Below are 19,742 nucleotides of genomic sequence, written 5' to 3'. Positions count from 1 at the left end.
GCACGATGCGCATGAACTATCTCTATGACTTCTATCATACGCTCCTGACAGACAAGCAGCGCAAGTATATAGAACTCTACTATCTGGAGGATTTCGCCTTCAGTGAGATCGCCGAAGAACTTGAAGTGACAAGGCAGGCGGTTTATGATAATTTAAAGCGGTCGAAGGATCTCCTCGAGCATTATGAGGAGAATCTCGGAATGTACAGGAATTTCGTGTCGCGGCAATCCCTGATGAAACGTCTGAGGGAGAAGCTCGGCCATTATGAAGATGAAGAAATCACAATAATTTTAGATGAGCTTGAAGCGCTCGATTAGGAGGAGAAGATTATGGCTTTTGAAGGTTTGGGAGAACGCCTCCAAGCGACAATGGACCGCATAAAGAGCAAGGGTAAGGTCACAGAATCCGATGTGAAGGTGATGATGCGCGAAGTCCGTCTCGCACTGCTCGAAGCAGACGTCAACTTCAAGGTCGTCAAGCAGTTCGTCAACCAGGTGAAGGATCAGGCATTGGGGTCGGACGTCATGCAGTCGCTCACGCCGGGCCAGCAGGTCATCAAGATCGTCAAGGAAGAGCTGACCGAACTGATGGGCGGCGAGAACCAGAAGATCAACCTGGCGAACAAGCCGCCGACCGTCATCATGATGGTCGGTCTGCAGGGTGCAGGTAAAACGACGACAGCAGGGAAACTCGCCCTGCATCTGCGCAAGAATTTCAACAAGAAGCCGATGCTGGTTGCAGGCGATATATATCGTCCGGCAGCAATCGACCAGCTGGAGACAGTCGGTAAACAGATCGATGTACCGGTGTTCTCACTTGGGGATCAGGTCAAGCCGCAGCAGATCGTCACCGAGGCGATGGAACATGCCAAGGCGGAGCACCTGGATACGGTCATCATCGATACGGCGGGCCGCCTGCACATCGATGAGAACCTCATGAATGAACTGAAGGATATCAAGGGGATAGCGGATCCGGATGAAATCATGCTCGTCGTCGATGCGATGACCGGGCAGGACGCCGTCAATGTTGCAGAATCATTCAATGACCTGCTCGACATTACAGGGGTCACACTGACGAAGCTCGATGGCGACACGCGCGGTGGTGCCGCACTGTCCATCCGCTCCGTCACCGAGAAGCCGATCAAATTCGTCGGCATGTCGGAGAAGATGGATGGTCTTGAGGCCTTCCACCCGGACCGCATGGCGCAGCGCATACTCGGTATGGGCGATGTCCTCTCCATCATAGAGAAGGCCCAGGCGAATGTGGACGAGACCGACCAGAAGGAACTTGAGAAGAAGATCAAGGACCAGAGCTTCACATTAGATGACTTCCTGGCCCAGATGGACCAGGTCAAGGATCTTGGCCCGCTCGATGAGCTGCTGAAGATGATGCCGGGCGCCAACAAGATCAAGGGGCTCGACAAGATGCAGATGAGCGGGAAGGAAATCGACCACGTCCAGGCGATCATCCGCTCCATGACGATGCAGGAACGCGAAAATCCATCCGTCATCAATGCAAGCCGCAAAAAGAGGATTGCGAGAGGGTCAGGACGGAGTCTGCAGGAAGTCAACCGTCTGCTCAAGCAGTTCAACGAGATGAAGAAGATGATGAAACAGATGACCAGCCAGAAGGGCAAGAAGAAGCATCCATTCGGAAATATGGGTCTGCCTTTCTAGAATCGAAACTCTGTAAAGGAAAAGGTCTTTACAGGGTTTTTCCTTTCTGTTATAGTAGTAAAAGTGAAATTGAGAAATTGGAAGGAGCAAATATAACATGGCAGTTAAACTCAGATTGACACGCATGGGTTCAAATAAGAAACCTTACTACCGTATCGTCGTTGCGGATTCCCGCAGCCCAAGGGACGGCCGCATCATCGAACAGATCGGTTCATACAACCCGATATCCAAAACTGATGACAACGTGACACTGGATGAGGACAAAGCGCTTGAGTGGTTGCAGAATGGTGCAAAACCAAGTGACACAGTACGCAACATCCTCAGCCAAAAAGGTGTTATGGAACGTTATCATAATGCAAAGCACGGGAAATAATCCCCGATGAAACAACTGCTTCAAACAATTCTTGAACCGATGCTTGAACATCCCGAGGCGCTTGAGATCGAAGTGGAGGAGACAAAGTACAACGTCTCCTACAAGATCAGGGTCCATGAGGACGATGTCGGCCGTGTAATCGGCAAGCGTGGCCGCATGATCAAGGCGGTGCGCACAATCATGTCGAATGCGAACCACGGCAGTTCAAAGAAAGTGTTTGTTGATATCGATTAGGCACACCGGGCGGTGTGCCTTTTTTTGTATCATTCCATTATCGTAAGGAGGCATATAATGAAGATCAGTATCGGCCGTCTCGTCAATTTCCACGGTGTCCGCGGGGAAGTCAAAGTTTTGAGCGATTCCGATTTCGCAGAATCAAGGTTTTCACCCGGAAGCACTGTGGAGGTGGACGGGACTGAATATACGATAGAAGGCTACCGCACCCATAAGAACTTCCACATGCTGAAGTTCAAGGGGATCGGCAGCATCAATGAAGTGGAGCATCTGAAAGGTGCTGAAGTCATCCAGGAAGTGGACGCAGTGGAGATTCCCCTGGAAGAAGGGGAGTACCATTACCGGGAGATCATCGGTCTTGAGGTGAAGCTTGAGGACAGCCTTGAGGTGATCGGCACAGTCGAAGATATATTCGAGACGGGTGCCAATGACGTCTGGGTGGTCAAAGGTGAAAAGCAGTACATGATTCCCTATATAGAGGATGTCGTGAAGGATGTCGATCTTGAGCAGGGGCATATCATCATCCATCCGATGGAGGGGCTGCTTGAATGAACATCCATTATTTGACACTGTTCCCAGAGATGTATGAAGGTGTACTTGCGACCTCCATCCTCGGCCGTGCGAAGGAGAAGGGCATCGTCGACTACCATACCGTGAATTTCCGGGACTATTCCGGAAACAAGCATAATAAGGTGGATGACTACCCTTATGGTGGGGGGGCCGGAATGGTGCTTAAACCGGAGCCGGTCTTCAATGCCATGGAGGCGATGGATCTCGAAAAGCCCCGTGTCATCCTGATGTGCCCTCAGGGCCGCCGGTTCGACCAGAAGATGGCCGAGGAGCTGAGCCGGGAGGATGACATCGTATTCATCTGCGGCCACTATGAGGGTTATGATGAACGCATCCGGACGCTTGTGACGGATGAAGTTTCGATCGGGGACTATGTGCTTACCGGCGGCGAGCTGGCAAGCATGACGATGACCGATGCGATCGTGAGGCTGATCCCTGGTGTGCTCAGCCGGGAGGAAAGCCACCAGGAGGACTCCTTCAGCACGGGGCTGCTGGAACACCCGCATTATACAAGACCCCGCGAGTACCGGGGCATGGAAGTGCCTGAAGTGCTGCTCAATGGCAATCATAAGCTGATTGAGGAGTGGCGCCGGGAGGAAAGCCTGAAGCGGACCCGCGAAAGGCGGCCCGACCTTTTGGAAGACGATGCATAAGCTTTCATTTTACCGTTGAAAGCATGGTAGTATTATGGTAATATTATACGAGTGTCAAGGACACATATACACAATCATCCGCTGCTATGATGGGCAAGATAATTGGAAGAAGGAGAAGATAATATGTCACAACAACTAATCAACGAGCTGACAAAAGAACAGCTTAAAACTGATCTGCCGGAATTCAAGGCCGGGGATACAGTACGTGTACACGTACGTATCGTCGAAGGCTCACGCGAGCGTATCCAGGTCTTCGAAGGTGTAGTAATCAAGCGTCGCGGAGGCGGCATTTCCGAAACGTTTACAGTACGTAAGATCTCTTACGGTGTAGGTGTTGAGCGTACATTCCCTGTACACTCCCCGAAAATCGAGAAGATCGAAGTGACACGCCGTGGTCGTGTACGTCGTGCGAAACTCTACTACCTGCGTAATCTGCGCGGTAAAGCTGCACGTATCAGAGAAATCCGATAGAACCACAAGAACGCCTGACAGTCTGACTGTCAGGCGTTTTTTTGTCCATTTCCCTTTTGGATGAGGCGGCTTCCTGCGCCAAAGAAATACAGATAGAATAGGCTTGCCAGGATAGAAAGCAGGCTGATGGCGAGAGTCAGCCAGTAGTATGGCGGGGTGTAGGTGAAGGTGAAGATGCGGTCCTCTTCCCCGGTCTCGAAGCCGGTCATCAGATAGTTCGCGCGGAAGGACTCGAGTTCGCCTGATGCGTCCCCCGAGACATTCATGCCGTCACGATATAAGAACGGCACAGAGGCGATGCCGTCCCTCGGTTCAGCAAGTTCCACCACATATGAATTCGCATGTTCTTCAAAAGTATATTCCGGGCCCTGACGCATGCTTTCCTGCTCCAATACGCTGTAATCCTCGATGTAGACGCCCTGTACATCGACTGCATAGCGGCCTTCGGGCAGGGTGACGGGTACATCATCCTGCAGCTCGACGCGGTACAGCAGGTCATCTGCATATGTCCGGTATTTGCTCGAAGCGAACAGCCGTTCATTCGGATAGCCGTCCACATTGATGGTGAAGCGCTTTTCGGGTTCAATCAGCTCGACGTGCATTTCGATGTATGCATCAGCATCTTCAGTCATGCCGGTGATGGCATCAAAATTGAAGTTCAATCCGCCGCCGTCCTCCCCGACTTCGAGGATGCCGTCGGAGAAGACTGCGCCTTCGGTTTCAATATCCACTTCGTCCAGCCGGTTTTTGGGCGGGTCAAGGGATGCAGTCGGAGCTGCCGACCCGGTCACTACCCCCTGGAGCATCGCCCGTTCACGATGCAGGGGATGCACGAGGTCGTCAGGATGGTATATTTCGGAAGCATACCTGATGAAGGGGAGCGGCGCTTCATTTTCATATACCGTATAGGTGCCGTCAGACAGTATCGGGCTGAATTTCGAAGGGATGCCGTATGTCTCGTCCCGCCGCATCATATAGTCGACATTGAAGAGGGAGAACAGGTTGCTCCTCGACTGGAAGGTCGAATACCTGCTGATCGACTCGTACCGGATGTTCACCTTCAGCTGATTGTAGTAGAAGTCTATGATACTGCCGTCGATGATGCTCGAATAGATGCTCGTCCCGCTGAAGCCCATGTACATGGGTGTATTGTCCTGCTCCCTGACTTTATAGTCGATCTTCTGTTCAGGTGCCTTGAGCGACTGGATCTCATTGATGTTGTATGCCTGACGGTCGCTCTCGTAGTGGTTGCTGCTGATGTAGAACAGGTGGTTGCGGTCGGTGATGCCGTCATGATAGATCTGCGTGTTCGTATGGGAGGCGCTGACCATCATCGTGAATATGACGATCAGTGCCGCATATATGAAAGCGGCCTGCCGACGTTTCGATTTTGCGAGCAGCAGCACGAGTCCCGCCACGTGAATGACAGGTATCAGTGGCACCCAGACGACCATTTCTTCCTTGAGATGAATAGAGGCGACCATAATCGCATACACCGGTATCAGACTCAACAGGTACTGCCTGATGCCGATTTCACGGAAGTGCGACAGGTACTGGGCGATGAGTGCGGCATGGAAGAAGACGAGCATATAGTGCCAGCGCTTCTGCGGCTGCTGGAAGCCGTTGAAGAACGTATCGATGTAGGGCGATAATGTGAACAGCATGAAGACGATGGTGAGCCCCGCGAACAGCCTGTAGAAATAGCGCCCATACAATTGTCTAGTAAAGAGTGCCTGGATGGCGAGGAACAGGATGATCACGAGATAATTTTCATAGAATATGTTGTCCTGCCAGCCGAGCTCCTCAAACAGCGGCACCTCGACTTCGTATTCCCTGGCATCGTTGTTCAGGAATCCACGTACAGCATGGAAGAAGGCGGCGGCTGAAATGCCGGCCCCGAGCACCGCCGAAGGGATGGCGAGTTTCAGTGTCTCCACGCGGGGAAGATCGCCCCTGCGGTTGAAAAGGAGGCGGATTCCGAGATAGACGAGTGCGATGATCAGCTGGTAGTAGGCGAAATAGAAGTTGTTGATCAGCGTCGCCGCGACGGCGAATATGAAGAGGCCGGGCTTCCCTTTCCGCATCAGCAGTTCCATCGCCCACAGTGTAAGCGGAAGCCAGATGAATACATCGCTGAAGAACGACCAGAACACCGTAAATCGGAAATAGGTCGGTGAAGCCGCGAAGATGAATCCGCCGAGTATCGCCGGAATCGGCCTGACTCCGATGCTGCAAAGGAAACGGTATGTAAAGTAGATGATGAGGAAGGATTTCAGGATCGAGATGAAGAATGCATTCTGTGCCCAGAACCCGATGGTGGATGGGTCCAGCCCTACAAGAAGCTCCCCGGCCCTGACGAACAGGATATTGATATAGTAGATGATGTTCGTCGAATAGTAGTATGCGAGATCCGTATAGAAGTCGCCGCCGAGACCGAAGTCCATATCATAGAACCATGTGCCCTCCCTGAACTGCTCGTACAGGTAGAGCTGCATCGGCAGCATCTGCTCCAGCCCGTCGTTGGCCCCGGTCATGAATACCTTTTCCCGGCGCTCATCCGGCATGATGAAGCGCCACAATACATAGAAGTGGGAGAGGACCGACAGGAAGATGATGAGCATCAGGTAGCGGGCCGCATATATTTTGGATTTCAGTTTATCGATCATGTCATCCCTCCTTGTCCTTCAGCACCCACCTGGTGATCCCGTACGTGATCGGTACCGTGATGACCAGTACAGGCAGCGGTGCGGTCAGTTCATTCCAGTCCAGACGGTCCACAAGAATATACAGCAGCAGCGTCTGCATCCCCATGTTGATCACTTGGGTCAGGGGGAATTTCAGGAATTTGGAAAGCGTCGGCCGCACGCGGTAGACCACATAACAGTTCAGGAAGTAGGAGATGACGAATGCGATGATGAATCCCGACACATGTGCGGCGATGTAGGGAAACCCGAGCAGGAAAAGCAGGGTGTAGGCTGCGTAGTAGTTTGCCGTGTTCAACAGGCCCACGGCCACGAACCGCATGAATTCACTTGTTGTACTGCTTTGTCTCATGCTGGCCTCCCTGCTCCGTTTCGGACTCCGATGATTCCCTGACGATATACTTCGGCCGGTTCTTCGTCTCAACATAGATGCGCCCGACATATTCACCGATCATCCCGAGCGAGAACAGTTGGATGCTGCCGAGCAGCAGCAGGCTTGCGATGATGGTGAAATATCCCGGAACCTCTACACCATTGATGAGGATGCTCACGAACATGTACAGTATATAGGCTATGGACACCACGAATACAGCCAGGCCCAGGTAGAAGCAAATCCTGAGCGGGCGGTGGTTGAACGCGCTGATGCCATCGATGGCGTAGTCCAGAAGTTTTAGGGGATTGAATGTCGAGCGGCCGGAACCGCGGTCGATGTGATCGAATTCGATCACTGTCTTATTGAAGCCCACCCATTCGAAGATGCCTTTTGAAAATCTGTTGTTCTCGCTGAGGAGCAGTATGGCGTCGACCACCTTCCTCGAAATCAGCCTGAAGTCGCCCTCCCCATCAACAAGCCGGACCGTGCTCGTGAAGTTCATCAGCCGGTAGAAGAGGGTGGAAGGGAGGCGGCGTGAAAGGGGTTCCCCCGCACGGTTCCTCTTTGCGACCACCTGGTCGAAGCCGGCCTCGAACTGTTCTATCATCTCTGAAATCATGGATGGCGGGTGCTGCATGTCCCCGTCCATGATGATTACAGCATCGCCATGCACATTTTCGAGGCCTGCGATGATGGCAGCCTCCTTCCCGAAATTCCTGGAGAATGAGATGTATCTGACTGTGCTTCCGGCGATTTGTTTCAGTTCATCGAGCGTGCCGTCCGTCGATCCGTCATCGATGAATATGACTTCATATTCCCGATCAAGAACAGTCATGACCGAATGGATCTCAGCTCCAAGGCCTGCGATGTTCTCTGACTCGTTGAGTACAGGAATGATAATCGAAATCATTTTCCCACCCCCCTGACATTTTATTAAAGATTGATTGTATTATATAATAAGGTAATAAAATAATGAACCCAAACAGGCAAGACTTATAAATGAATAGGAGCGCTGTACAATGAGCATCAACTGGTTTCCAGGACATATGGCAAAAGCAAGAAGGGAAGTCGAGGAGAATCTGAAGAAGGTGGACGTGGTCATCGAGATACTCGATGCACGCATACCACATTCGAGCCACAATCCGATGATGGATGAAATCACCCGGCACAAACCGCGGGTCGTCGTGCTGAACAAGGTCGACATGGCCGATCCGAAAGCGACGGAAGCATGGGTATCAAAGTTCAAGAGTGAAGGCAAGTATCCCGTGGCACTCGACGGCAGGCACAATCAGATCATCAAGAAGATCGAACCGCTCGCAGTGAAGGCTACGGCGGAGATCTTTGAACGGATGGAGAAGAAGGGCATCGGCAGGCGTGCCATCCGCGCCATGATCATCGGCATACCGAATGTCGGTAAATCGACGGTGATCAACAACATCGCCAGGAAGAAGGGGGCCAAGACGGGGAACACGCCCGGTGTGACGAAGCAGCAGCAGTGGATCAAGGCCGGCGAGCGCATGGAACTGCTCGATACGCCCGGCATACTATGGCCGAAGTTCGAGGATGAGACGACAGGCAGGAAGCTGGCGCTGACCGGGGCCATCAAGGATACTGTCGTCCCACTGGATGAAGTCGCCATCTACGGCATGGAGTTCCTCATGGCGCATGACCTGGAGCGTTTCAACCGGTTCTATAATATAGATGTGTCACCGGAGGACGGCATCGTGGAGGTGTTCGATGCCATCGGCAGATCCAGGGGCCTCAAGGCCGGGGGCAACGAAATCAACTATGAAGCGGTGACCAACCGGCTGATATATGATATCCGCAACGGCAAGATCGGCAGATACACCTTCGATATGGCTGAAGAATCATGAAGACAGTGCGGGAAATAGAAGCGGAGCTCTCCGCCTTGTCCGACCTCGATGCCCTTTCTGCCTCCCCGCATGCTGCAGACGGCCGCAAAGGAGTCGTGAAACTGTTCGAGAAGCACAGGCGCCGTCTTGGGAAGGAGGCGGCACTCAGGGAGAAATTCGAAGCCATGAGCCAGTACGAAAACGAAGTGCGGCAGACCGCACAGGTCATCGCCGGTGTGGATGAGGCCGGACGCGGCCCGATTGCAGGGGAAGTGGTTGCTGCTGCAGTCATCCTGCCTGAAGGGTTCATCCTCCCGGGGCTTGATGATTCCAAAAAGCTTTCACTCAAAAAACGGATGGCCTTCCGTGAAATCATCATGCAGGAGGCGGATTACGGCATCGGCCTTGCAAGTGTCGAAGAGATAGATGCGCTCAATATATACCAGGCGAGCAGGCTTGCCATGGAGCGCGCAGTGGCGGACCTCGGTGAAAAGCCCGGACACCTCCTTGTGGACGCGATGAGGATCGATGCGGGCATCCCCGAAACATCGATCATCAAGGGGGATGCGCACTCCGTCTCCATTGCCGCTGCAAGCGTCATCGCCAAGACGGAGCGGGACATGCGCATGGAGGCATATGATAAAAAGTACCCGGGCTATGATTTTGCCTCCCATAAGGGGTATGGTACAAAGGACCACCTCAAAGCACTCGACGCCCTCGGTCCTTGTGAAATCCACCGGCAGACGTTCGAACCGGTGAAAAACATGATTCTGACGCGATGAATTTAGTTTATGCAGTTTACTTTGATGAATACCTTTTCTATAATTGAATGGTAAGGTTTAAAAAAGCTTAGGAGGATGAACATGAATATCCATGAGTATCAAGGGAAAGAAATCTTTCGCTCCATGGGCGTAGCTGTGCCCAACGGAAGTGTGGCCTATACACCTGAGGAAGCAGTGGAAGCAGCAAAGACACTCGACTCTGATGTATATGTCGTAAAAGCACAGATCCACGCGGGCGGCCGCGGCAAGGCGGGCGGCGTCAAGATCGCCAAGTCAATTGATGAAGTGAGGGAATACGCCAAGGAGCTCCTCGGCAAAGTCCTCGTCACACATCAGACCGGCCCGGAAGGCAAGGAAGTCAAGCGTCTTCTGATCGAAGAAGGCTGCGACATCCAGAATGAATACTACATCGGCTTCGTCATCGACCGTGCGACGGACCGCGTGGTATTGATGGGTTCTGAAGAAGGCGGTACGGAAATCGAGGAAGTTGCTGCAGAAACGCCTGAGAAGATCTTCAAGGAAGTCATCGACCCTGTAGTCGGTCTCATGCCGTACCAGGCGAGAAGACTGGCGTTCAACATCAACATCCCGAAGGAATCCGTAGGCAAAGCAGCCAAACTCATGCTTTCCCTATACAATGTGTTCACAGAAAAGGATTGTTCCATTGTAGAAATCAACCCGCTTGTCACTACAGGCGAGGGCGGTGTGCTGGCACTCGATGCGAAGGTCAACTTCGATGCAAACGCGCTGTTCAGAAACAAGGATATTGTGGAACTCCGTGACCTGGATGAAGAAGATCCTAAGGAAATCCAGGCATCCAAATACGATCTTTCATATGTTGCGCTCGACGGAAACATCGGCTGCATGGTCAATGGTGCAGGACTCGCGATGGCAACAATGGATACGATCAACCACTTCGGCGGCAGACCGGCGAACTTCCTCGATGTAGGGGGCGGCGCGACGACCGAAAAGGTAACCGAAGCATTCAAGATCATCCTCGGAGATGAGGGTGTTGAAGGCATTTTCGTCAACATTTTCGGCGGTATCATGAAGTGTGATGTCATTGCTGAAGGTGTCGTAGAAGCCGTGAAGAATGTCGGTCTCGAAATCCCGCTCGTTGTGCGTCTTGAGGGTACGAATGTCGACAGGGGCAAGGAAATCCTGGCGGAATCCGATTTCGACATCATCCCAGCCAGCACGATGGCTGAAGGTGCCCAGAAGATCATCGAAGCGGTCAACGAAAATAAATAATAACGGAGGAATCTACTGTGGGTGTATTTATTGATAAGGATACTAAAGTCCTAGTTCAAGGTATTACTGGATCAACGGCACTGTTCCATACTAAACAGATGCTCGAATATGGTACTCAGATCGTGGCTGGTGTGACACCAGGCAAAGGCGGCCAGGAAGTCGAAGGCGTGCCTGTGTTCAATACGGTCGAAGAAGCGAAGAAGGAAACCGGAGCATCCGTCTCCGTCATCTACGTGCCTGCACCATTTGCTGCAGATGCGATCGTGGAATGTGCAGATGCAGAACTGGATCTTGCCATCTGCATCACCGAGCATATCCCTGTACTTGATATGGTCAAGGTGAAGCGCTATCTGGAAGGCAAGAAGACACGCCTTGTCGGCCCGAACTGTCCGGGTGTCATTACTGCAGATGAATGCAAGATCGGCATCATGCCGGGCTACATTCATAAAAAAGGCCACGTCGGCGTAGTCAGCCGTTCAGGCACACTGACGTATGAAGCGGTACATCAGCTGACTGAAGCAGGCATCGGCCAGACGACAGCTGTCGGAATCGGCGGCGACCCTGTAAACGGTACGGACTTCATCGATGCGCTGAAAGCATTCAATGAAGATCCTGAAACAGAAGCGGTTGTCATGATCGGTGAAATCGGTGGTACGGCTGAAGAAGAAGCGGCAGAATGGGTCAGAGACAATATGACCAAGCCTGTTGTCGGCTTCATCGGCGGTGTAACTGCGCCTCCAGGAAAACGCATGGGACACGCAGGTGCCATCATTTCCGGCGGCAAGGGTACTGCAGACGAAAAGATCAAGACGATGAACGCATGCGGCATTGAAACTGCAGACACACCATCTGAAATCGGGGAGACACTCATTTCCCGCATCAAAAAAGAAGATGGTCTCTACGAGAAGTGCCTCACTGTAAAATAAATGTCACATGGTTCATGGAACCGATTGGAAAACACGGAATCCCACACGGGATTCCGTGTTTTTTTGCATTTTATTCCATTATATTTAATCGAATGGTAAACCGTATCCCGGCCGATTTCTTCTATAATTATCATTATGGAACAGGAGGGATCGGATGGATCTATTACGGTTGAGTTTTGCAGGGGTGACACCGCACGAATACAAGGTACTGGCCGGTGGCGGGAAGATGGGAGCCGCCGGCGGACTCCGGGAAAAGGTTTCCCGGGCCGAAAGAATGGATAGAGGGAGGGTGATGGGAATGCTCGAATCCAAGGGGATCGGGTACATCACCATGGAGGATGCAGAATATCCGGCCCTATTGAAGCAGATCTATGATCCGCCGCTCGTCCTCTACTATCGTGGGAACATCAGCCTGCTTGAAAAGCGGATGCTCGGCATCGTGGGCAGCAGGAAGGCGACTGCCTACACGCGGATCGTGCTTCAGAACATCATACCGGAGATCCATGGGCTGGCGGTCGTCTCTGGGCTGGCCTACGGTGCGGATGATATGGCGCACAATACGGCAATGGCACATGGCCTCGACACGGTTGGCGTGCTCGCATTCGGGCATGACATCCATTATCCGCGCAGCACCCGTGACACCCGGAACAGGATGGAGCGCGATGGCCTTGTGATCAGCGAGTACCCGCCGGATGTGCAGATAGCCAAATGGCGCTTCGTCGCCCGCAACAGGATCATCGCAGGAATGTCCATGGGTGTCCTCGTCACCGAGGCGGAAGCAAAGAGCGGCAGCCTGATCACACTGGATATGGCCCTCAATGAGAACAGGCACACCTACTGCATCCCTGGAAACATCCATGCGCCCCAGTCGAAGGGGACGAACGGAAGGCTCCGGGAGGGGGCAAAGATGGTGCTCTCGGGAGAGGATATAATGGAAGATTTCTGAAGTCCATTTTCATGGATAAAAGAAAATTTAAAATCTATTATAGTTGACAAACAATTTTACTTCACTGTATTATTTGGATTTGAAAACACAAACGAAGGAGGCAATCGGCCTGTGGCAGATAATCTGGTTATTGTAGAATCGCCTGCGAAAGCTAAGACGATAGAAAAATACCTCGGCAAACGATACAAAGTCGTTGCATCGATGGGTCACGTACGCGATTTGCCTCGCAGTCAAACGGGGATAGACACTGAAAACAATTATGAACCCAAATACATCACCATTCGCGGCAAGGGGCCTCTTCTCAAGGATTTGAAGAAAGAAGCCAAAAAAGCGAAAAAGATATTCTTGGCAAGTGACCCGGACCGCGAAGGCGAAGCTATCGCATGGCATTTGAGCCATGCACTAGGAGATGACAAGGAATACTACAGGGTGGTATTCAACGAAATTACGAAAGATGCGGTGAAGGAGAGCTTCAAGCATCCGGGCTCGATCAATCAGAAGCTCGTGGATGCGCAGCAGGCACGCCGTATACTCGACCGGCTCGTCGGCTACAACATTTCACCTGTGCTGTGGAAGAAGGTTAAGAAGGGGCTGTCGGCAGGACGTGTCCAATCTGTAGCACTGAAGATGGTCATCGACCGTGAAAATGAAATCAGGGAATTCAAGCCTGAAGAATACTGGACGATTACAGGTCTTTTCAAATACGGTAAAAACAACTTTGAAGGGAAGTTCAACCGGCTCGCCAACGAAAAGATCAAGCTGAAGACAAAAGAGGATGTAGATCATGTGCTGTCACAGCTTGAAGGCGACCAGTTCAATGTGGACTCGGTGGAGAAGAAGGAAAAGAAACGCTATCCGTCGAAACCGTTCACGACTTCCTCCCTCCAGCAGGAAGCGGCAAGAAAGCTGAACTTCAAGGCGCGCAAGACGATGATGGTCGCTCAGCAGCTCTATGAAGGAATAGACATCAAGAAGGCCGGAACAGTAGGTCTGATCACCTATATGAGGACGGATTCCACCAGGATTTCACCCGTTGCCCAGCAGGAAGCGGTCGACTATATAGAAGGAGAATACGGCAATAAATTCGTTGGAGCAAAGCCTTCCGCGAAAAAGGCGGAAGGCAGCCAGGATGCCCACGAGGCAGTCCGGCCGACAAGTGCGAACCGGACGCCGGCCAACATGAAGCAGTACCTCTCCCGCGACCAGTACAGGTTGTACAAGCTGATCTGGGATCGCTTCATCGCCAGCATGATGGCTCCGGCCATTCTGGACACTGTCCGTATGGAACTGTCGAATAACGGCGTCATCTTCAGGAGCAATGGCCAGACGATCAAGTTCAAAGGCTTCATGCAGATTTATATCGAAGGCAGTGATGACGGGGAAGAAGACCTGAACAACCGTCTGCCGGAAATTGCCGAAGGCGAGACGGTCAAGTCCGACAAGATCGATCCGAACCAGCACTTCACCCAGCCGCCGCCGCGGTATACGGAAGCAAGGCTCGTCAAGACCCTGGAGGAACAGGGGATCGGCCGTCCATCCACTTATGCACCAACATTGGACACGATCCAGAAGAGAAATTATGTCAAAATCGACCAGAAACGTTTCATCCCCACCGAACTCGGGGAAATCGTCAACCAGTCGGTGACACAATACTTCCCCGATATCATAGAGGTGGAATTCACACGGTCCATGGAGAAGAACCTGGATGATATCGCCGAAGGCGAAGCATCATGGGTTGCGGTCATAGATGATTTCTACAAGGATTTCGAGCCTCAGGTGGAGCGTGCCGACGAAGAGATGGAAAAGATTGAAATCAAGGATGAACCGGCAGGCGAGGACTGCGAGAAATGCGGCTCCCCGATGGTCTACAAGATGGGGCGCTATGGAAAGTTCATGGCCTGCTCGAACTTCCCGGACTGCCGCAATACGAAGGCGATCGTCAAAACCATCGGCGTGAAATGTCCGAAGTGCAGTGAAGGTGATGTCGTCGAGAGGAAATCCAAAAAGAACCGGATATTCTACGGATGCGACCGCTATCCGGAATGCGACTTCATTTCCTGGGATCGTCCGATCGGCAGGAACTGTCCGAAATGTGACCACTATCTTGTGGAAACCAAAAAGGGCAAGACGGCCAAAGTGAAATGTACAAACTGTGATTATGAAGAAAAAGCCGAGTAGTACAGGTACCCATATCCTGATATGGGTATTTTTGTTGGAGAAAGAACAAAATATTGAAAACATTCGATTTATTTTGTGTAAATTACAGTCAAATAGGTTATTATATATTATTGGATACTGAATCGGCTGTCGGAGTGCCGGAACGAAGGTATTGGTTGATGAATTTTTTGGAATTGTGATAAGATTCTGATAAAGGAGATGGTGGAATGGATCATCTGGGGAATTTCATGGAACAGCTCATATATCAGCGCAACCTTTCCTCCCACACGGTCAGCAACTATAAGCGGGATATCAATGAGTTTCTCAGGTTCCTCACCCAGGAGGGGCTGGACATTGAAACGTTCAAGTACATGGATGCCAGGAACTATCTCAACATGCTTTATCAGAAACAATTGAAGAAATCCACAGTGTCCAGAAAAATATCGGCGCTCAGAAGCTTCTACAACTACCTGATCGACAAAGGGATCCGCAATTCGAACCCCTTTACGAACCTGCCGAACCCGAAACGGGATAAGCCCTTGCCGGGCTTCCTGTACGAGAATGAAATACGCGGGCTTTTCGACTCCCTGGATCAGGATTCTAAAATGTACGAACGGGATAGGGCCATACTGGAACTGCTCTATGCGACCGGCATGCGGGCCTCTGAACTGCTCGGCCTCACATTGTCGCATATCGACTTCGACCACGGGCTGCTCAAGGTGCGCGGAAAGGGCAACAAGGAAAGGGTGCTGCCTTTTGGCACCCATGCTTCCGAAGCCCTGAAGGCCTACATCGAAAAGCACGATCAGGCAATTGAGGCGAATGGGGCATTATGGATCAACCAGAGGAACGGTCCCCTGACCGACAGAGGCCTCCGGTATGTCATCGATATGATGGTCAAAAGGAGCGCAAGCGACCTCCACCTCCATCCGCACAAGATCAGGCACAGCTTTGCGACACATATGCTGAACAATGGTGCTGACCTCAGGGCGGTGCAGGAACTGCTCGGCCATGAATCGCTGTCGACGACCCAGAAGTATACGCATGTGTCGAAGGAACAGCTCAGAAAGACCTATCTCGCGCATCATCCAGCTAATCAGAAGAGGTGAAATCATGGCAATAAAAGGGACAACGATATTTGCCATACGGCATAAGGACAAGATGGCAATGGCCGGAGACGGCCAGGTGACGCTCGGCAACCAGGTGGTGATGAAGCATTCCGCACGCAAGGTCAGACGCCTTTTCGACGACAAGGTCGTTGCAGGGTTTGCCGGCAGCGTTGCAGATGCATTCACACTGTTTGAAAAATTCGAAGCGAACCTGTATGCCTATAACGGCAATCTTACACGGGCGGCTGTCGAGCTCGCCAAGGAATGGCGGGGCGACAAGATCCTCAGACAGCTTGAGGCCATGCTGATCGTCATGGATAAGGAGACGCTGCTTCTGGTCAGCGGCACGGGCGAGGTTATAGAACCGGATGACGGCATCCTCGCTATCGGCAGCGGTGGCAATTTTGCACTGAGCGCCGGCCGCGCGATGAAGCTTCACGGCGACAATCTGGATGCCCCGACGATAGCGCGGGACAGCCTGCTGATCGCGAGTGAAATCTGCGTCTTCACGAATGACCATATAATTGTAGAAACGATTGAATAAAAGGAGCGTTTGAATTGAGACAAAATCTTACTCCCAGGGAGATCACTGCCAAACTCGATGATGACATCATCGGCCAGCAGGAAGCCAAGCGGAAAGTGGCGATTGCAATGCGCAACCGCTACCGCCGCATGCAGCTCGAGTCTTCATTGAAGGACGAAGTTGTGCCCAAGAATATACTGATGATCGGACCGACTGGAGTCGGCAAGACGGAAATCGCCAGAAGGATGGCAAAGCTTACAGGCGCACCGTTTTCGAAAGTGGAGGCGACGAAGTTCACTGAAGTCGGATATGTCGGCAGGGATGTCGAAAGCATGGTGCGTGATCTGGTGGAAGCAAGCGTCCGCATGGTCAAGGAAGAGAAGATGAAGATGGTCGAGGAGGATGCGCGGAAGCTTGCGGAAGAACGCCTTGTAGGTCTTCTTGCACCAGGTGAGAAGCGCAGGCAGACGAACTCCAATCCTTTCGAGATGTTCATGAACCAGCAGTCAGAGGAGGAGTATGAGGAAGTGACGCCCGAAGTAAGGGCGAAGCGCATGAACCTTCGGGAAAAGCTCTCCTCCGGCATGCTGGAGGATGAAGAGGTCACCATCGAAGTCGAACAGGAGCAGAATCCGATGGGCATGATGATGCCAGGCATGGATGAGGGCGGCATGCAGGATATGCTCAAGCAGTTCATGCCGAAGAAGAAGCACAAGCGCACCATGCCGGTCAGGAAGGCAAGGGAATATCTGAAGCGTGAAGAGGCCGAGAAGATCGTCGATACCGACAATGTCAACGACGAAGCGATATCGCTTGCCGAGACGATGGGCATCATCTTCATCGACGAGATGGACAAGATCGCCAAAGGCGGGCAGAATACCGGGGACGTTTCCCGGGAAGGTGTCCAGAGGGACATCCTGCCGATCGTCGAAGGCAGTACGGTACAGACCAAGTACGGTCCGATAGATACCGAGCATATCCTCTTCATCGGTGCCGGTGCCTTCCATGTCGCCAAACCGAGCGATCTGATCCCGGAACTCCAAGGGCGTTTCCCGATCCGTGTCGAACTCGACAAGCTCAAGGCTGAGGACTTCGTCAAAATATTGTCCGAGCCGCAGAGTTCACTGCTCAAACAGTATGAAGCGCTTCTGAAGACGGAGGAAGTGACCATTTCCTTTACTGAGGAAGCCATCACGGAGATAGCAGAAATCGCCTTTGAAGTGAACAGTGATACGGATGACATCGGTGCAAGGCGCCTCCACACGATCCTCGAGACCCTGCTTGAGGAGTTGCTGTTCGAAGCGAGCGGCATGCAGGGGACGCATGTGGAGATCACCCGGCAGTACGTGGAATCGAAGCTGAACAACATCAAGTCCGACAAGAATCTAAGTGCATTTATCTTATAACCTAAAAGGAGAATTACCATGAGCAACCTACTACAGAAAACAAGAGATATCAACAAGCTGATCCAGAGTCATCAAGGTGTGAAAGTCGATTTCAAGGAAGTATCGGAAAAGGTGAGCGGCGTGCTCGAGTGCAACGTCTTCATCGTTTCACGGAAAGGAAAACTGCTGGGCTACGGCATCAACCAGAAGATCGAGAACGACCGCATCGTTGAAATGCTCGAAGCGAGAAGGTTCCCTGAGGAATATGTCGAAAAGATCATGAAGATTAATGAAACCCAGGAGAACATCGAGTTCGAAGATGAACTGACAGTCTTCCCTACGGAAGATTCCTTCCAGGATTCCGAAACATGCATCCTGCCGATCTTCGGCGGCGGAGAGCGCCTCGGCACACTCGTGCTTGGCCGCATATCCAAACAGTTCGAAGAAGATGACCTTGTGTTGGCAGAGTATGCCGGTACTGTCGTAGGAATGGAGATTCTCCGTGAAAAGCAGGAGGAAATAGAGCAGAAGGCACGTGACAAGGCGAGCATCGCCATGGCAATCCGTTCCCTCTCCTATTCCGAGCGTGAAGCGATCGAGCACATCTTCGACGAGCTGGATGCGGATGAAGGCCTCCTGGTCGCCTCCAAAGTTGCTGACCGCGTGGGCATTACACGCTCCGTCATCGTCAACGCACTGCGCAAGCTGGAGAGTGCGGGCGTCATCGAATCGCGTTCCCTCGGCATGAAAGGCACCTTCATCAAGGTCAAAAAAGAGGACTTCCTGCCTGAACTTAGAAAAGAAAGCTGATTGGAACGAATCAGGGGTTTGATTTAATGGTTGGAATATGTTATATTATTCAAGGCTGAAAATAGCCCATCACACACAGTATGGTGAATTGGAGACAGGTGCCTTACGGTCGTTTCCAAAGCTGTACTGGAGGAAAAACCAAAGGAGGAAATATCATGGCAGTAATTACTATGAAGCAACTGCTTGAAGCTGGTGTACACTTCGGTCACCAGACACGCCGTTGGAATCCGAAAATGAAGAGATACATCTTCACGGAAAGAAACGGCATCTACATCATCGATCTGCAGAAGACAGTCAAAAAAGTAGGAGAGGCTTACGACTTCGTAAAAAGCATCTCTGAAGAAGGCGGAAAAGTCCTTTTTGTCGGTACTAAGAAGCAGGCACAGGACGCAATCAAGGAAGAAGCGGAGCGCGCTGGTCAACTTTATGTCAACCAGAGATGGCTCGGTGGTATCCTGACGAACTACAAAACAATTTCAAAGCGTATCAAACGCATCTCTGAAATCGAGAAAATGGAAGCAGACGGCATCTTCGATGTACTTCCTAAGAAGGAAGTCATGGAACTCCGTAAAGAGTACACACGTCTGAACAAATTCCTCGGCGGTATCCGTGAGATGAAGGAAATGCCGAAGGCACTCTTCATCGTCGACCCTAGAAAAGAGCGCAACGCGATCATGGAAGCGAAGAAACTCAACATTCCAATCGTTGCGATGGTCGATACAAACTGTGATCCGGACGAGATCGACTATGTCATTCCTGCAAACGATGACGCCATCCGTGCAGTCAGACTGATGACAAGCAAAATGGCTGATGCAGTACTGGAAGGCCAGCAGGGCGTATCCGACCAGGAGATCGCTGCTGAGCAGAACATCGACATGGAAGAAGGCTCCGAAGAGGAGACTGTCGAAGCGGGCGAAAGCAAATAAAGCATTAATCAACGGTGATAAG

The 19,742-nt window shown here is 51.8% G+C and carries 21 protein-coding genes; 18 read left to right on the top strand and 3 right to left on the bottom strand.

Annotated features, from left to right (window positions below):
- Nucleotides 1-5: 5 nt before the first annotated feature.
- The 7 genes from LLU09_RS03550 (at nucleotide 6) to rplS (ending at nucleotide 3,977) form a co-directional block, all read left to right on the top strand.
- A complete protein-coding gene (locus tag LLU09_RS03550; protein WP_228311117.1) occupies nucleotides 6-317 on the top strand; it encodes a putative DNA-binding protein in 312 nt (103 codons plus the stop codon).
- A gap of 12 nt (nucleotides 318-329) precedes the next feature.
- The gene (ffh, locus tag LLU09_RS03545) at nucleotides 330-1,676 is read left to right on the top strand and encodes a signal recognition particle protein (RefSeq protein WP_228310485.1); all 1,347 of its coding nucleotides are present in this window, start codon (nucleotides 330-332) and stop codon (nucleotides 1,674-1,676) included.
- Nucleotides 1,677-1,773: 97 nt separating this feature from the next.
- Nucleotides 1,774-2,049 carry a 30S ribosomal protein S16 gene (gene rpsP / locus LLU09_RS03540; protein WP_175286866.1) on the top strand — a complete coding sequence of 92 codons (276 nt, stop codon included), beginning with the start codon at nucleotides 1,774-1,776 and terminating at the stop codon, nucleotides 2,047-2,049.
- A 6-nt stretch (nucleotides 2,050-2,055) separates the two neighbouring features.
- On the top strand, nucleotides 2,056-2,283 hold the full coding sequence (locus tag LLU09_RS03535; RefSeq protein WP_040105653.1) for a KH domain-containing protein: 228 nt from the start codon (nucleotides 2,056-2,058) through the stop codon (nucleotides 2,281-2,283).
- A gap of 57 nt (nucleotides 2,284-2,340) precedes the next feature.
- Complete coding sequence (gene rimM / locus LLU09_RS03530) at nucleotides 2,341-2,835, top strand: ribosome maturation factor RimM (RefSeq protein ID WP_175286867.1); 495 nt, start codon at nucleotides 2,341-2,343, stop codon at nucleotides 2,833-2,835.
- On the top strand, nucleotides 2,832-3,506 hold the full coding sequence (trmD, locus tag LLU09_RS03525) for a tRNA (guanosine(37)-N1)-methyltransferase TrmD (RefSeq protein ID WP_228310484.1): 675 nt from the start codon (nucleotides 2,832-2,834) through the stop codon (nucleotides 3,504-3,506). The genes rimM and trmD overlap by 4 nt, the downstream gene beginning before the upstream one ends.
- A 123-nt stretch (nucleotides 3,507-3,629) precedes the next feature.
- Nucleotides 3,630-3,977: a 50S ribosomal protein L19 gene (rplS, locus tag LLU09_RS03520; RefSeq protein ID WP_094905805.1), complete on the top strand. Its 348-nt coding sequence runs from the start codon at nucleotides 3,630-3,632 to the stop codon at nucleotides 3,975-3,977.
- A 29-nt stretch (nucleotides 3,978-4,006) separates the two neighbouring features.
- Here the strand turns inward: rplS and LLU09_RS03515 are convergent, their stop codons facing one another.
- Genes LLU09_RS03515 through LLU09_RS03505 form a run of 3 tightly spaced genes read right to left on the bottom strand, consistent with a single transcriptional unit; the run spans nucleotide 4,007 to nucleotide 7,962 of the window.
- On the bottom strand, nucleotides 4,007-6,643 hold the full coding sequence (locus LLU09_RS03515; RefSeq protein WP_228310483.1) for a YfhO family protein: 2,637 nt from the start codon (nucleotides 6,641-6,643) through the stop codon (nucleotides 4,007-4,009).
- 1 nt (nucleotide 6,644) lies between these two features.
- Nucleotides 6,645-7,031 carry a GtrA family protein gene (locus tag LLU09_RS03510; RefSeq protein WP_228310482.1) on the bottom strand — a complete coding sequence of 129 codons (387 nt, stop codon included), beginning with the start codon at nucleotides 7,029-7,031 and terminating at the stop codon, nucleotides 6,645-6,647.
- Entirely contained in the window at nucleotides 7,006-7,962 is a 957-nt protein-coding gene (locus LLU09_RS03505; RefSeq protein ID WP_228310481.1) for a glycosyltransferase family 2 protein, read from the bottom strand. The genes LLU09_RS03510 and LLU09_RS03505 overlap by 26 nt, the downstream gene beginning before the upstream one ends.
- 109 nt (nucleotides 7,963-8,071) lie before the next feature.
- Between LLU09_RS03505 and ylqF the strand changes: the two genes are divergently transcribed.
- The 11 genes from ylqF to rpsB all read left to right on the top strand — a co-directional run bounded on the left by ylqF (nucleotide 8,072) and on the right by rpsB (nucleotide 19,720).
- A complete protein-coding gene (gene ylqF, locus LLU09_RS03500; RefSeq protein WP_228310480.1) occupies nucleotides 8,072-8,926 on the top strand; it encodes a ribosome biogenesis GTPase YlqF in 855 nt (284 codons plus the stop codon).
- The gene (locus LLU09_RS03495) at nucleotides 8,923-9,687 is read left to right on the top strand and encodes a ribonuclease HII (RefSeq protein WP_228310479.1); all 765 of its coding nucleotides are present in this window, start codon (nucleotides 8,923-8,925) and stop codon (nucleotides 9,685-9,687) included. The genes ylqF and LLU09_RS03495 overlap by 4 nt, the downstream gene beginning before the upstream one ends.
- Before the next feature lie 81 nt (nucleotides 9,688-9,768).
- A complete protein-coding gene (gene sucC / locus LLU09_RS03490) occupies nucleotides 9,769-10,938 on the top strand; it encodes an ADP-forming succinate--CoA ligase subunit beta (RefSeq protein WP_094905799.1) in 1,170 nt (389 codons plus the stop codon).
- 17 nt (nucleotides 10,939-10,955) lie between these two features.
- Nucleotides 10,956-11,864 carry a succinate--CoA ligase subunit alpha gene (gene sucD, locus LLU09_RS03485; RefSeq protein ID WP_031548582.1) on the top strand — a complete coding sequence of 303 codons (909 nt, stop codon included), beginning with the start codon at nucleotides 10,956-10,958 and terminating at the stop codon, nucleotides 11,862-11,864.
- A 154-nt stretch (nucleotides 11,865-12,018) separates the two neighbouring features.
- The gene (dprA, locus tag LLU09_RS03480) at nucleotides 12,019-12,810 is read left to right on the top strand and encodes a DNA-processing protein DprA (protein ID WP_228310478.1); all 792 of its coding nucleotides are present in this window, start codon (nucleotides 12,019-12,021) and stop codon (nucleotides 12,808-12,810) included.
- Between the two features lie 111 nt (nucleotides 12,811-12,921).
- A complete protein-coding gene (gene topA / locus LLU09_RS03475; protein ID WP_228310477.1) occupies nucleotides 12,922-14,988 on the top strand; it encodes a type I DNA topoisomerase in 2,067 nt (688 codons plus the stop codon).
- A gap of 206 nt (nucleotides 14,989-15,194) precedes the next feature.
- Nucleotides 15,195-16,076: a tyrosine recombinase XerC gene (gene xerC, locus LLU09_RS03470; protein WP_228310476.1), complete on the top strand. Its 882-nt coding sequence runs from the start codon at nucleotides 15,195-15,197 to the stop codon at nucleotides 16,074-16,076.
- 4 nt (nucleotides 16,077-16,080) lie between these two features.
- Nucleotides 16,081-16,620 carry an ATP-dependent protease subunit HslV gene (gene hslV / locus LLU09_RS03465; protein ID WP_040105640.1) on the top strand — a complete coding sequence of 180 codons (540 nt, stop codon included), beginning with the start codon at nucleotides 16,081-16,083 and terminating at the stop codon, nucleotides 16,618-16,620.
- Nucleotides 16,621-16,634: 14 nt separating this feature from the next.
- Entirely contained in the window at nucleotides 16,635-18,005 is a 1,371-nt protein-coding gene (gene hslU, locus LLU09_RS03460; RefSeq protein ID WP_228310475.1) for an ATP-dependent protease ATPase subunit HslU, read from the top strand.
- A gap of 18 nt (nucleotides 18,006-18,023) precedes the next feature.
- On the top strand, nucleotides 18,024-18,794 hold the full coding sequence (gene codY, locus LLU09_RS03455) for a GTP-sensing pleiotropic transcriptional regulator CodY (RefSeq protein WP_228310474.1): 771 nt from the start codon (nucleotides 18,024-18,026) through the stop codon (nucleotides 18,792-18,794).
- 155 nt (nucleotides 18,795-18,949) lie between these two features.
- A complete protein-coding gene (gene rpsB / locus LLU09_RS03450) occupies nucleotides 18,950-19,720 on the top strand; it encodes a 30S ribosomal protein S2 (RefSeq protein ID WP_040105637.1) in 771 nt (256 codons plus the stop codon).
- Nucleotides 19,721-19,742 lie beyond the last annotated feature (22 nt).

The organism is Salinicoccus sp. RF5 (genome assembly GCF_020786625.1).
Classification (GTDB): Bacteria; Bacillota; Bacilli; order Staphylococcales; family Salinicoccaceae; genus Salinicoccus.
Note: the sequence above shows the minus strand (reverse complement) of the source record. Positions and strands in the feature narration are given on the sequence as shown.

Bases quoted from the DNA above. Each gene is read 5' to 3' on its own strand.
- LLU09_RS03550 (WP_228311117.1), top strand. From the start codon at position 6: ATGCGCATGAACTATCTCTATGACTTCTATCATACGCTCCTGACAGAC.
- ffh (WP_228310485.1), top strand. From the start codon at position 330: ATGGCTTTTGAAGGTTTGGGAGAACGCCTCCAAGCGACAATGGACCGC.
- rpsP (WP_175286866.1), top strand. From the start codon at position 1,774: ATGGCAGTTAAACTCAGATTGACACGCATGGGTTCAAATAAGAAACCT.
- LLU09_RS03535 (WP_040105653.1), top strand. From the start codon at position 2,056: ATGAAACAACTGCTTCAAACAATTCTTGAACCGATGCTTGAACATCCC.
- rimM (WP_175286867.1), top strand. From the start codon at position 2,341: ATGAAGATCAGTATCGGCCGTCTCGTCAATTTCCACGGTGTCCGCGGG.
- trmD (WP_228310484.1), top strand. From the start codon at position 2,832: ATGAACATCCATTATTTGACACTGTTCCCAGAGATGTATGAAGGTGTA.
- rplS (WP_094905805.1), top strand. From the start codon at position 3,630: ATGTCACAACAACTAATCAACGAGCTGACAAAAGAACAGCTTAAAACT.
- LLU09_RS03515 (WP_228310483.1), bottom strand. From the start codon at position 6,643: ATGATCGATAAACTGAAATCCAAAATATATGCGGCCCGCTACCTGATG.
- LLU09_RS03510 (WP_228310482.1), bottom strand. From the start codon at position 7,031: ATGAGACAAAGCAGTACAACAAGTGAATTCATGCGGTTCGTGGCCGTG.
- LLU09_RS03505 (WP_228310481.1), bottom strand. From the start codon at position 7,962: ATGATTTCGATTATCATTCCTGTACTCAACGAGTCAGAGAACATCGCA.
- ylqF (WP_228310480.1), top strand. From the start codon at position 8,072: ATGAGCATCAACTGGTTTCCAGGACATATGGCAAAAGCAAGAAGGGAA.
- LLU09_RS03495 (WP_228310479.1), top strand. From the start codon at position 8,923: ATGAAGACAGTGCGGGAAATAGAAGCGGAGCTCTCCGCCTTGTCCGAC.
- sucC (WP_094905799.1), top strand. From the start codon at position 9,769: ATGAATATCCATGAGTATCAAGGGAAAGAAATCTTTCGCTCCATGGGC.
- dprA (WP_228310478.1), top strand. From the start codon at position 12,019: ATGGATCTATTACGGTTGAGTTTTGCAGGGGTGACACCGCACGAATAC.
- xerC (WP_228310476.1), top strand. From the start codon at position 15,195: ATGGATCATCTGGGGAATTTCATGGAACAGCTCATATATCAGCGCAAC.
- hslV (WP_040105640.1), top strand. From the start codon at position 16,081: ATGGCAATAAAAGGGACAACGATATTTGCCATACGGCATAAGGACAAG.
- codY (WP_228310474.1), top strand. From the start codon at position 18,024: ATGAGCAACCTACTACAGAAAACAAGAGATATCAACAAGCTGATCCAG.
- rpsB (WP_040105637.1), top strand. From the start codon at position 18,950: ATGGCAGTAATTACTATGAAGCAACTGCTTGAAGCTGGTGTACACTTC.